The organism is Rhodanobacter sp. PCA2 (assembly GCF_013620825.1).
Lineage (GTDB): Bacteria > Pseudomonadota > Gammaproteobacteria > Xanthomonadales > Rhodanobacteraceae > Rhodanobacter_A.
Window position 1 is genome coordinate 12293 of the sequence record NZ_NJIC01000027.1, and the last position, 12023, is coordinate 24315.

8 protein-coding genes are annotated in these 12023 nt (G+C 68.5%); 2 read left to right on the plus strand and 6 right to left on the minus strand.

Translation table 11 applies throughout. The features are described from left to right. The first annotated feature begins 62 nt into the window (after window positions 1-62). Both PCA_RS09955 and PCA_RS09960 read left to right on the plus strand, forming a co-directional pair. Window positions 63-1163, plus strand: coding sequence for an acyltransferase (locus PCA_RS09955; RefSeq protein ID WP_181302460.1), 1101 nt, complete (start codon window positions 63-65; stop codon window positions 1161-1163). Window positions 1164-1244: 81 nt separating this feature from the next. Further along, complete coding sequence (locus PCA_RS09960) at window positions 1245-3011, plus strand: ABC transporter transmembrane domain-containing protein (protein ID WP_181302461.1); 1767 nt, start codon at window positions 1245-1247, stop codon at window positions 3009-3011. A 426-nt stretch (window positions 3012-3437) separates the two neighbouring features. Here PCA_RS09960 and PCA_RS09965 read toward each other — a convergent pair whose 3' ends face one another. The 6 genes from PCA_RS09965 to PCA_RS09990 form a co-directional block, all read right to left on the minus strand. Further along, complete coding sequence (locus PCA_RS09965; protein WP_181302462.1) at window positions 3438-4664, minus strand: serine hydrolase; 1227 nt, start codon at window positions 4662-4664, stop codon at window positions 3438-3440. A 243-nt stretch (window positions 4665-4907) separates the two neighbouring features. Further along, the gene (locus PCA_RS09970) at window positions 4908-6548 is read right to left on the minus strand and encodes a serine hydrolase (protein ID WP_219918697.1); all 1641 of its coding nucleotides are present in this window, start codon (window positions 6546-6548) and stop codon (window positions 4908-4910) included. 62 nt (window positions 6549-6610) lie between these two features. Continuing rightward, window positions 6611-7540: a MurR/RpiR family transcriptional regulator gene (locus PCA_RS09975; RefSeq protein WP_255436771.1), complete on the minus strand. Its 930-nt coding sequence runs from the start codon at window positions 7538-7540 to the stop codon at window positions 6611-6613. 10 nt (window positions 7541-7550) lie between these two features. Further along, on the minus strand, window positions 7551-8873 hold the full coding sequence (locus tag PCA_RS09980) for a peptide MFS transporter (protein WP_181302463.1): 1323 nt from the start codon (window positions 8871-8873) through the stop codon (window positions 7551-7553). Further along, the gene (locus tag PCA_RS09985; protein ID WP_181302464.1) at window positions 8873-9937 is read right to left on the minus strand and encodes a dipeptide epimerase; all 1065 of its coding nucleotides are present in this window, start codon (window positions 9935-9937) and stop codon (window positions 8873-8875) included. The genes PCA_RS09980 and PCA_RS09985 overlap by 1 nt, the downstream gene beginning before the upstream one ends. A gap of 64 nt (window positions 9938-10001) precedes the next feature. Continuing rightward, the gene (locus tag PCA_RS09990; RefSeq protein WP_181302465.1) at window positions 10002-12011 is read right to left on the minus strand and encodes a serine hydrolase domain-containing protein; all 2010 of its coding nucleotides are present in this window, start codon (window positions 12009-12011) and stop codon (window positions 10002-10004) included. Window positions 12012-12023 lie beyond the last annotated feature (12 nt).

Genomic DNA, 12023 nt, shown 5'->3' on the forward strand with positions numbered 1-12023 from the left:
CAGACGCGCGCGCAGCACCGGACAAGGGGTCCGGCGCCCGCCGCCCAGCCACCAGGAAATCCATGCAGCGCCTGCCCGGACTGGACCTGTTGCGCGCCATCGCCATCGTCTGGGTGATGCTGTTCCACTCGTGGATGGTCGGCGGTATCGGCGGCCCGTTCCAGCCCATCGCCGACTACGGCTGGATGGGCGTGGACCTGTTCTTCGTGCTCAGCGGCTACCTGATCGGCCGCCAGCTGCTGGAACCGCTGGGCCGGGGCGAACCGCTGCGCTTCGGCGCGTTCTACCTGCGCCGCGCCTTCCGCATCCTGCCGGCCTTCCTCGCGGTGCTGGCGATCTATGTACTGTTTCCCGCCTGGCGCGAGGCGCCGGGCCTGCAGCCGGCGTGGCAATTCCTCACGTTCACGCTGAACCTGCTGATCGACTACCGGCACAACCAGGCGTTCTCGCATGCGTGGTCGCTGTGCGTGGAGGAACACTTCTACCTGCTGTTCCCGCTGCTGGCCTGGTGGCTGGCGCGGCGCCCGTCGCGCACGGCCGTCGTCGTCGGCGCCGCGGGCGTCGTGGCGGCCGGCCTGCTGCTGCGCGGCTACGCCTCGCTGCACGGCAGGGACTGGCTGGAAAGCATCTACTACCCCACCTGGACGCGGCTGGACGGCCTGCTGGCCGGCGTGCTGCTGGCGACGATCCAGACCTGGCAGCCGGCGTGGTGGGCGGCGATGCAGCGACGCGCGAACCTGCTCGCGGGCGCGGGCCTGCTGCTGGCTGCCGCGGCGATCTGGCTGTTCCGCGACAAGACCGCTTTCGCCGCCAGCGTGTTCTGCTTCCCGCTGCTGTCGCTGGGGCTGGCCTTGCTGGTGGCTGCTGGCGCGGGCAGCACGGGCTGGCTGGGCCGCTGGCGCGTTCCCGGCGCAGGCTGGATCGCCGCTGCGTCGTACAGCCTCTACCTGAGCCACAAGCTGGCGATGCATGCGGTACACGAACTGCTGCAGCGCTGGCCCGTACCGCACGGGCTGGCCGCGTTCGCGGCGTATGCGCTCGCCATCGCCGCCACGGGCGCCCTGCTCCACTACGCCGTGGAACGGCCGTTCCTGCGCCTGCGTACGCGGCTGGCCCGTGCCGGTTCGCGCGGCGCCATCGAAGCGCAGCCAGCCTCGGCCTGAGCGCCGCTTGCGATTGTATCGCTGCGTACCAGCCCCATGTGGAACGGATCGCGGCCTGCCGCTCGTTCCTCACGACCCTCCATGAGCGATACCGCCCAGCCCCGTTCCACCCGCCGCCTCGGCGCCCTGCGCCAACTGTGGCCGTTCCTCAGGCCGCACTGGCAGCTCGCGCTGGGCTGGCTGCTGTTCCTGGGCCTGTCGTCCACCGCCACCCTGGTGCTGCCGATGGCGGCGCGGCAGATCATCGAGCACGGCTTCGAGCATGCGGACCCCGCCGCGATCAACACCACCTTCCTCGGCCTGTTCGCCGTGGCCCTGGTGCTGGCCATCGCCACCGCCGCGCGCTACTTCTGCATCACCCTGCTGGGCGAACGCGCGCTGGCCTCGTTGCGCAGCCAGCTCTATGCGCACGTGATCCGGCTCGACGTGGGCTTCTTCGAGCGCAGCCGCGTGGGCGAACTGAATTCCCGCCTGGGCACCGATACCGAGGTGGTGCAGGCGCTGATCGGCTCGGGCATCTCGGTGGCGCTGCGCAGCGTGGTGATGCTGCTGGGCGCCAGCGCGATGATGATCTGGACCAGCCCGCGCCTCGCGGGCCTTACCGCGCTGGTGATCCCCGCGGTGATGCTGCCCATCCTCGTGTTTGGCCGCCGCGTGCAGAAGCTGTCGCGGGCCAGCCAGGACCGCCTCGCCGACGCCGCGGCGATCGCCAACGAGACGCTCAACGCCGCGCCCGCGGTGAAGGCCTATGCGCGCGAGGACATCGAGAGCACCCGCTACGCCGGCGCGATCACCCGCGCGCTGGCCTCCGCGCGGCAACGCATCGGCATGCGCGCGTGGCTCACCGCCGCGGTGATCGTGCTGTTCTTCGGCGCGATCACCCTGGTGCTGTGGGCCGGCGCGCGCGACGTGCTGGCCGGCACGCTCAGTGCCGGCGTGCTGGGGCAATTCGTGCTGTACGCGATCTTCGCCGCCGGCTCGGTGGCCGGGCTTTCCGAGGTGTGGGGCGATGTGATGCGCGCGGCCGGCGCGATGGAACGCATCGGCGAACTGTTCGCCGAGCGCGCCGACATCGCCAGCCCCGCGCAGCCGCAGGCACTGCCGCGTCCGGTGCACGGCGCACTGACTTTCGAGCATGTGCGCTTCCACTACCCCACCCGCCCCGACGCGCCCGCGCTGCATGACTTCAACCTCGACATCCGCCCCGGCGAGACGGTGGCCCTGGTCGGTCCTTCCGGCGCGGGCAAGAGCACCGTGCTGGCGCTGCTGCTGCGCTTCTACGATCCGCAGTCCGGCAGCATCCGCTTCGACGGCGTCGACCTGCGCGCGCTGGCCTTGCCCGAGCTGCGCGGCGCGATCGCGCTGGTGCCGCAGGAGACGGCGATCTTCGCCGGCAGCGCCGCCGACAACATCCGCTTCGGCCGCCAGGACGCCGGCGACGACGAGGTGGCCGAAGCCGCCCGCGCCGCCGAGGCGCACGACTTCATCAGCGACCTGCCCGAAGGCTACGCGGCGGAACTCGGCGAACGCGGCGTGCGCCTGTCCGGCGGCCAGCGCCAGCGCATCGCCATCGCCCGCGCGATCCTGCGCGACGCGCCGCTGCTGCTGCTCGACGAAGCCACCTCGGCGCTGGATGCGCAATCCGAGGCCGCGATCCAGCAGGCACTGGCCCGGCTGGAACAAGGCCGCACCACCCTGGTCATCGCCCACCGCCTCGCCACCGTGCAGCGCGCCGACCGCATCGTGGTGATGGATGGCGGCCACATCGTGGCGCAAGGCACGCACGAAAGCCTGCTGGCCGAAGGCGGCCTGTACGCGGAGCTGGCGCGGCTGCAGTTCGTGGCTTGAGCGGGTGTCCGCCCTACCCCGTTGTCGTCATTCCGGCGAAGGCCGGAGGCGCTTCACAACAGCGAAGCTGGTCATCCAGTGCCTTTCCGCTTCGATCAACGAAGTCGCTGGGTCCCGGCTTTCGCCAGGACGACGGAGGCGGAGCACTCCGCATCGCCTGGGCGGACACCAAGTCCTCCTGTGGCCGTCATTCCAGCGAAAGCTGGAGGCGCTTCACAACAGCGAAGCTGGTCATCCAGCGCCTTTTTGCTTCGATCAACGAAAGTCACTGGGTCCCGGCCTTCGCCGGGACGACGGATGCGGAGCGCTCCGCATCGCCTGGGCGGACACCAAGTCTTCCTGTGGCCGTCATTCCAGCGGAAGCTGGAGGCGCTTCACAACAGCGAAGCTGGTCATCCAGTGCCTATTCGCTTCGATCAACGAAAGTCACTGGGTCCCGGCCTTCGCCGGGACGACGGATACGGAGCGCTCCGCATCCGCCGCCTGCTTGATCGCCTCGACGAACGCGCGCCGCCCGGCCACGAGTTCCTTCGAGGTCGCGGCCGGCCACGAGGCCACCTGCGCGATCACCAGCTTGCGCGCGGGATCGACGTAGACCATCTGCCCGAAGATGCCGATGGCCGCGTAGCTGCCGTCGCTGTCCGTCCACCACAGGTAGCCGTAGCCTCGGTCCGGCGCGTCGGTGCTCGCATGCTCGCGGGTGGCGCCGTGCAGCCAGGCCTCCGCGATCGCCTGCTTGCCGTCGATGCGCCCGCCTTCCAGCATGAACTGACCCAGCCGCGCGTAGTCGCCCAGCGTGGCCGAGAGGCCGCTGCCGCCGGTGTCGCTGCCATCGCATTCGTCCTTGATCCAGTAGGCGTCGGCAGCCATGCCGTAGGGCTTCCAGAGCGCCTCCGACAGGTAGGCCGCCAGCGAACGGTGCGTGGCCCGTTGCACCAGGATGCCGAGCAGGTCGGTCTCCGCGGTGTTGTAGTTCCAGTGCGTGCCGGCCGGCCATTGCCGCGGCTGTTTCATCAGGTACGACAGCACGTGCGCGCGGCCGTCGACGCAGGCGCCCAGGTACATCTGCGCCACGTCCGACTTAGCGTCGTCGTAGTCCTCGTTCCAGTGCACGCCCGAGGTCATCGTCAGCAGCTGCTCCACCGTGACGTCGGCGTAGGCGCTGCCGCGCAGCTCCGGGATGTAGGTGCCGAGCGTGTCGTCCATGCCGTGGATGTAGCCCTGCTGCAGGGCCATTCCCAGCAGCACGGAGGTCACCGACTTCGCCACGGAGAACGAGGTCCAGCGCTGCTGTGGCCCGAAGCCCAGCGCGTAGCGCTGCAGCCGCACGCGGCCGTCCTGCAGCACCATCACGCCGGCGACGTGGTGCTTCTCCATGTAGTCGCCCAGCCAGACCGCACCGTCGCGTCCGTCCACCGCCAGCGGCTTGCCTTCCGGCAAGGCATGCGTGTGCGTGCCATGCGCCGCGCGGTCGCTGGGGAAGCGTTCGTACATCCGCCGGAACTGCGCATCGCGTTCGGCCTGCGGCCAGAACAGCACGCCTTCGCGTTGCTGGCCGATGCTGGGCCTGGCCTGCTCGCGCGCGAGCGACGGCAGCGAAATGCCCAGGCACAGGGCAACGAGGATGAGGGAGGTGCGAAGATTCGAAGGCATGTCGGCGTGGCGCGGTAGCAACGGAAAGGCCGGCATGGCCGGGAGCCTTCATGGTACCCAGAACGGCCACAGGCCTGCGATGTTGGACTCTGCCGTGCGCCGCACGAGCCAGATGTCGCTCGTCATCCCAACGAAGGCTGGAGGCGCTTCACAACGGCGAAGCTGGTCATCCGGTGCCCGCAAGCCACGGAACACCAAGGCACTGGATTCCTGCGTTCGCAGGAATGACGAGCAAGTGATCTGTCAATCGGACCTTCCCTGGTGCTTCGTGGCCGGAACGAAGCGCAGGTCCTGGTAGTCCCAGCTGAAATCCGCCAGCGGCGAGACGGCCTTCATGGTCATCCGGTCGATGCTGCCATCGGGATGGAGCGCGAAGGTGACGTAGGCGTCCTCCACGTCGGGCATCGCCCAGTGCGTGCGGAAGGTGTCGTATTGCACGTGCTCCAGCGTGCCGTGCATCCCGGGCGAACGATCGAAGCTGATGTGCAGCGCGCCGCGCTTGTCCAGGCCGATCGTGGCGTTGCCGTACCACGGGTCGGTGTAGACGCCGGCATAGCCGGACAGCGGCAGCGACGGCCCGCGTTCCGGGTGCGTGGCCGCGTGTTTGTCGCGCAGCGCCGCGATGGCCTTGGCGTGGGCGTCGTCGAACATCCGCTTGTAGCCGGCGATCCAGTCGGGCGAAGGCAGCCCCAGCAGGGTGTCGAGCAGGTGCTCGCGCATCGCGAACAAGGCGCCGACGTCCTCGGAGTTGAGCATGACGGCGAAAGCCGCATGCTTTTCCGGAACGATCACCACCGCCGATATGCCGCCCAGCACGCCGCCGAGATGGGTGACGATCATGTGCCCGCGGTAGTCCTGCACCTCGAAGCCCAGCGCGTAGGCATCGAACTGCGGCTGTGCCAGGGCGACCTGGGGCGGCAGCGGATCGATCGGGATCAGCGTCTGCGGCGTCCACATCATCTTCGACGCTGCCGCGCTGAAGATCCGCTGGTCGCCATCCAGCTGCCCGCGGTCCAGTTGCAGCCGCAGCCAGTTCCCCATGTCCGCCGCGCTGACCTGCAGCCCGCCGGCCGGCGCGAACACGTCGCCGGTCATCACCGTGGAAAGCACCGCCTGCTTGCCGACGCCGCGCACCGGCGTGGTGTCCCTGGCGTGCAACGCCACCTGGTTGGCGGTACGCGCGTCGATGCTGGTCCGCGCATCGCGCATCCGCAGCGGGCCGAGGATGTGCTGCTGCACGAAATCCTCCCACCGCTGGCCCGAGACGGACTCGACCAGCTGGCCCGCCACGATGTACAGCACGTTGTCGTAGTCGTAGCCGCTGCGGAACGAATGAGCGGGCTTGAGGTAGCGGATGTCGTGCACCAGTTCCGCGCGGGTGCGGTCGGTGGTCGGGAACATCATCAGGTCGCCCTGGCCCAGGCCCAGGCCGCTGCGATGCACGAGCAGGTCGGTGACGGTCATCTCGCTGGACGCGTAGGGATCGTACATGCGGAAGCCGGGCAGCCTGTCGGCCACGCGGTCGTCCCAGTGCAGCTTGCCTTCATCGACCAGGATCGCCAGCGCGGCCGCGGTGAAGGCCTTGGTGTTGGAACCGATCGGGAAGATGGTGTGTGCGTCCACCCTGGCGCTGGCGCCCAGTTTGCGCACGCCCCAAGCGTAGGTGCTGGCCTTGTCCCCATCGACGACCACCGCCGCCATGCCCGGGGTGTCGAAGACGCGCATGGCCTTGTCCGCGTAGGCATCCAGCGCCGACGGCGAAACGGCCTGCGCCCGCGTGGTTTGCCCGATGCCCAGGGACAGCAACACGACCAGCGCAAGCGCCACCGTGGCCGGCCAGCGGAATGCGCCCTGCAGGCCACGCCCGGGGAGTCGATGGATCATCAGCATGCCCTCTTCGATGGCGTTGTCCGCTGCCGGCTGCCGCGTCGACGTGCCGAATGCGGTCAGGTCCTGGTCTTGCCGTTGCGTTTGTGCGGCGTGCCGCCGCCCTGCGGCTTTTTCGCGGATGCGGGCGCCTTGCGCTCCCTGGCGACAGGCGGCGCCTCGACATAGCCCACCAGCTTCTGGCGCAGCTGCGTGATGTCGCCGATGCGGTCGTACATATCGCCCTGCGCGCGGGTGACCGCGCCGATCAGCAGGCTCAACAGGCTCATGGCGGCCGTGAAGTTGTGCCACGTCCGCTCCATCTCGGCCGGCAGCATCAGCACGTGGTCGGTGAGCTGGCGCGCCCAGTAGCACTGGCTGTCGGTGATGATCGCCAGCGGGATGCCGCGCGCCGCGCATTCTTCGGCCAGGATGCGGAAGTGCCGCGAATAGCGCCGGAAATCGATCAGCAGCACGCAGCTCTTCGCGCTGGAATCGAGCAGCAGGTCGGTATAGGCGCCGTCCAGCCCTTCCTCGAACCGCGTGCACGGCTTGACGCTCTGCATCAGGGTGGCAAAGCCCAGTCCGAGAAAGCGGCCCTGGTGGAAGCTGGCGACCGAAACGCGGTCGGCCTTCACCAGCAGGTCGACGACGCCCTTCCACTCCGGCGTGCCGGTCAGCGCATGCGCCGTGGTGACGCCCTGGATCTCGGCCTTGAGGCTTTCGGACATCGTGGCGGGATCGCCCACCACTTCCGGGTTCCGGTACAGCTGCAACCACGGCGCGTCGCCGCGCAGTTCCTCTTTCAGCTCGTTGAGGCCGTCGTAGCCGAGGTTGCGCAGGAAGCGCCCCACCGTCATCGCGCTGACGCCCACGCGCTTGCCCAGCGACGAGGCATTCTCGAACGGGATGCCGCCGGGGTTCTGCAGCAGGTAGGCCGCGATCTTCTGCTCGGCCTTGGTGAAGCCGTCCCAATGGTCTTTCAGCTTTTTCTGCAGGTCTTTGATCATCAGCGCACGCTCATCGGACTGGCACCGGGGTGCCGCCGACGTCTCCATGTTGCCCCACCCCGCGATGGCGTCGGCCAAGCATAAACAAAAGCGCGGCGGACAAGCCCGAAACCGCGCCGGCCAGCATGAAGAACAGGCCGTGGTTCATCTGGCTCCACAGGGTCCCGAGCGCGCCGGCGAGCAGGTTGCCGAAGAAACCCGCGAAGAACCACGTGGCGATGCTGGTGGCGCGGAACCCTTCCGGCGCCATGCGCCCGAACAGGGCCAGGCCCACGGGCAGGATGTGCAGCTCGCCGATGGTGAACACCACGAACCAGACGAACAGCCATACCCAGCTGGCGCGCGTGCCGTGCGCTTCGCTCCAGGCGGCCACCAGGCCCAGGGCCACGAACGATGCGCCGACGATCGTCGCGCCGAAGGCCATCCGCGCCAGCAGCGGCGTATCCACGCCGCGCTCCGCCAGCCGCGCCCAGCGCGCCAGAAGGAAGGGCGTGAAGACGAACACCGCCAGCGAGTTGATCGACTGGAACCAGGTCATCGGGATCGACCAGTCCGCCGTCAGGTGCCGGTCGATGCCCGTGTCGGCCCACAGCGCGATGGTGTTGCCGTTCTGCTCGTAGGCGCCGCGGAAGATCACCACGATGGCGGCGATGCCGATCAGCAAGGCAAAGCGGTCGCGCGCGGCCCGGTCCATCGGCGCCCGCGCCGCGCGCGCTTCGGCCCCGGGCGCCGGCTCCGGCGGCAGGTAACGGCGCCCGGCGAGGTAGATCACCAGCGAGAGCAGCATGCCGATGCCGGCCGCGGCAAAGCCCCAGTGCCAGCCGTAGGCTTCGCCCAGGGTCCCGCACACCAGCGGCGAGAGGAACCCGCCCAGGTTGATGCCCACGTAGTAGATGTTGTACGCGCTCTTGCTGCGCGCATCGCCATTGCGGTACAGCCCTTCGACCTGGCTGGCGAGGCTGGGCAGGAAGAGGCCGTTGCCCAGCGCGATCATGCACAGCGCCGGGTAGAACAGGGCCTCGTACGACATCATGAAGTGCCCGAGCGCCATCGTCGCGCCGCCGATCACCACGGCGCGATCCTTGCCCAGCCAGCGGTCGGCGAGCATGCCGCCGAACACCGGCGTGAAGTAGACGAAGGCGGCGTACGTGCCATACACCAGCGACGCGTATTCCTGGTCCATGTCCAGGTGCATGGTCATGTAATAGACCAGGATCGCGCGCATGCCGAAGAAGGAGAACATCTCCCACATTTCGGTCAGGAACAGGATGGTCAGGCCACGCGGGTGGCCGAACCAGCTTCTTTCGGTGGGTGGCGGCACGAACACGGACATCACACGGATGCTTCCCCTCGCTCATCGCCCGCGACGGGCTGCGCCTGCAGCGCCCCGGGGCTGCCCCAGAGTGTATCGGGACACCAGATGGCGCCGTCCTCGTACACCACCGACGGCGTGTAATCGACGCGCAGGCTGAGCGGGCCGTCGAGATCCACCACGTCGCACAGCTGGCCCACCACGAAGGCCGGCGCCATCGCCAGCGAGGAGCCGCCCATGTTGCCGACCATCAACTCGTAGCCCTGCCGGCGCGCTTCCGCGGCGATGGCGAGCGCCTCGGTCAGGCCGCCGCACTTGTCCAGCTTGATGTTGATGACGTCGACGCGCCCGGCAACCTTCGCCAGGTCGCCGAGATGCTGCACGCTTTCGTCCGCGGCGATGCGGATCGGCCGTTCCAGGCCGTCCAACCACGCCTCGTTGCCCATCGGGAACGGCTGCTCGACCACGTCCACCCGCGCCTCCACCAGGGTCGGCAACAGGCGCGCAAACGACTCGCGCGTGAAGCCCTGGTTGGCGTCGACCATCAGCCAGACGTCCGGGCGCGCCTTGCGCACGGCCAGCACGCGCGCGGCGTTGCGGTCGTCGTCGGTGAGCTTGAGCTTGATCGCCCTGGCCTGTGCATAGTCTATGGCGTGGCCGGCCATCGCATCGGGTTCCTCGGCACCCAGCGTATAGGTGGTGAGCAACGGCCGCGGCGCCGCAAGTCCGGCGAGTTCCCACACCGGCTTGCCCGCGCGCCTGGCTTCCAGCTCCCACAGGGCGCAGTCCAGCGCGTTGCGCGCACCGCCGGCCGGCAGCAGGGTCTGCAGCTCTTCGCGCGTGATGCCCGCCTCGACCCGCGCGCGCATCGCTTCGACCTGCGCCAGCATCGATGCGGAAGTGTCGTGGTGGTAGTAGACGCCTTGCGCTTCGCCTCGTCCCACCCGGCCCTGCCCGTCGACCAGCTCGACGATCAGCGCATCGAACGCGGTAAAGGTGTAGCCGGTGATATGGAACGGGGCCTTGGTGGCCCAGCTCCTGGTCGTCGCCCGGAGGCGCAGCCGCCCGCCGTCATGAATAGTCATGCGTGTTTCCCTGGAATGGAGTACGCGGCGGCGGTGCTCTGCCGCCGCCGCGCAAACGGAGTCATCAGTAGTGGACGTTGAAGCTGACCATCCCGAGCGCCAGGATCAGCCACGCCAGGTAGATCGCCGCCAGCGCCAGCAGGCTCTCGCCCAGCAGTACCCAGCGGCCGCGGCGCGGCTTCATCCAGCTGCGCACCGCGTGGATCACGATGGCTAGAACGCCCAGCAGCGCGAGCACGCCCAGGACGTAAAGCAGGTACATCCAGGGCGTCGCGCCGCCTTCCAGCAGGATGGTCTGGTCGGCGGATATGGCCACCATCAGGCCCAGCCAGCCGAGCATCGTGACGAACAGCACCAGCACGCCCAGTCGCGAATACAGGCGCGAGCGGCGCCGACCGGCATCCAGTTCGAGCCGGCGGCCGTAGTGGCGGCGCACCAGCCATCCGCACAGCCAGCTCAGCAAGGCGCCCAGCAGCAACAGCAGCGCAAGCGTGCCCCAGAGTTCGATGCTGCCCAGCGCGTGCAGCCCGGTCACCGACTGGAAAATCATGACCGGAGGCAGGGAGTCGCTGGCCCAGTACTGGATGTTGCCGTTCGCGTCCGCGACGAAGTCCAGGCGATAGGGACCATCCACCTGCTGGTACTTCAGCGGCCCCACTTCGCGCCAATGCATCGGAGCGCCGGAGGTGTTCATGAAAGCCGGGCTAAGGATCGTGCCGTCGGGCAAGGCGGATATCTGGAGCTGGGTCAGCGCATACAGCATGCTCAGGGCGCTTTCGTTGCGCCGGCTGGACAGGTACCAGCCCGCGACCCGCGCCGCGTCGGCCTTGGCCGTGGCAACGGTGGGCGGGTTCGACGCGGCGACCGGGAAGTAGCGGTCGAGGAAGGCGCTGAAGATCGCGGTGCGGATCACCTCGGCGTTGCCCGCCGTGCCGGCGCTGTTGAACGACATGAAGACACCGACGTTCGCATCCGTCAGCAGGTGCAGGTCGGAGTGGAAGTAATCCGTGTCGCCGGCGTGGCCGATGATGGTCTGGCCGTTGCGGTTCTCCTGGTAGAAACCCAGCGCGTAGCCGTTGAGCCCCGGCGCCTCGGTGCGTTGCGGCGTGTGCATCAGGGTAGTCGTGGCCGGCGTCAGGATCTGGCCGCCTTGATAGTTGCCGCCCTGCAGCTGGGCGATCATGAAGTGCGCCATGTCCAGCGCGGTCGAACTCATCGCGCCGGCCGGCGACGGATCGACGATCTCGAAGGGCTTCAGCTTGCCGTCGGAAGCCGTGCTGTAGCTGTCGCCCATCAGCGGCGCAAGCCGTTCCGGCAAGGGCTGGCGGAACGTGGAGTGCTGCATGTCCAGCGGCTTGTAGATGTGCTGCTCGATGTAATCGTCGAAGTCCTGCCCGGACACCCGCTGCACGATGTAGCCGGCCAGGCCGCAGCCGTAGTTGGAGTAGGCCACCACCTGGCCCGGCGGGAAGATCCGCACCGGCAGGTGGGTCTTGAGGTAATGCTCGAGGTTGACCGGCTTGCCGTCGGTGGTGATGAGATCGCGCGCGGTTTCCTCGAACCCCGCGGTATGCGTCATCAGGTTGCGCAGGGTGATCGGCTTGCCCTGGAACGGCGGGATCTTGAAATCGAGGTACGTGTCGACATCGGCGTCCAGGTCCAGCTTGCCTGCCTCCACCAGTTGCATCACGGCGGTCCAGGTGAACAGCTTGGAGGTGGAACCGATGCGGAACAGCGTGTCCGCAGGGGACGGCACCGTCCGCTTCTCCAGGTTGTTGTGGCCGTACCCCTTGGCGAAGATCACCTGGCCGTCCTTGACCACCGCGATCACGCCGCCGGCCACGTCGCCGCGCTGCAAGGCGAACGGCACCATGCCGTCGAGGAAGCTCGACAGGTCCGCCGCGGTGAGCGCATGCGTCTGTCCGTCCGCATTCGCGGACGGCGCGGCTGCAGGCACGGGCACCGTTGCAGGATTGGCCGGTGCAGGATTTGGCGACGGCGGCACCTGCGCCATCGCCAACCCGGCGACGAAAGTCGCCGCCAGGGATGCGAGGAATTTCACACAGCGATTCATGAGGCGTTGACT

Coding starts and splice junctions, on each gene's coding strand:
- PCA_RS09970 (WP_219918697.1), bottom strand. CDS start 6,548: ATGATCCATCGACTCCCCGGGCGTGGCCTGCAGGGCGCATTCCGCTGG.
- PCA_RS09975 (WP_255436771.1), bottom strand. CDS start 7,540: ATGATCAAAGACCTGCAGAAAAAGCTGAAAGACCATTGGGACGGCTTC.
- PCA_RS09990 (WP_181302465.1), bottom strand. CDS start 12,011: ATGAATCGCTGTGTGAAATTCCTCGCATCCCTGGCGGCGACTTTCGTC.
- PCA_RS09960 (WP_181302461.1), top strand. CDS start 1,245: ATGAGCGATACCGCCCAGCCCCGTTCCACCCGCCGCCTCGGCGCCCTG.
- PCA_RS09980 (WP_181302463.1), bottom strand. CDS start 8,873: ATGTCCGTGTTCGTGCCGCCACCCACCGAAAGAAGCTGGTTCGGCCAC.
- PCA_RS09955 (WP_181302460.1), top strand. CDS start 63: ATGCAGCGCCTGCCCGGACTGGACCTGTTGCGCGCCATCGCCATCGTC.
- PCA_RS09985 (WP_181302464.1), bottom strand. CDS start 9,937: ATGACTATTCATGACGGCGGGCGGCTGCGCCTCCGGGCGACGACCAGG.
- PCA_RS09965 (WP_181302462.1), bottom strand. CDS start 4,664: ATGCCTTCGAATCTTCGCACCTCCCTCATCCTCGTTGCCCTGTGCCTG.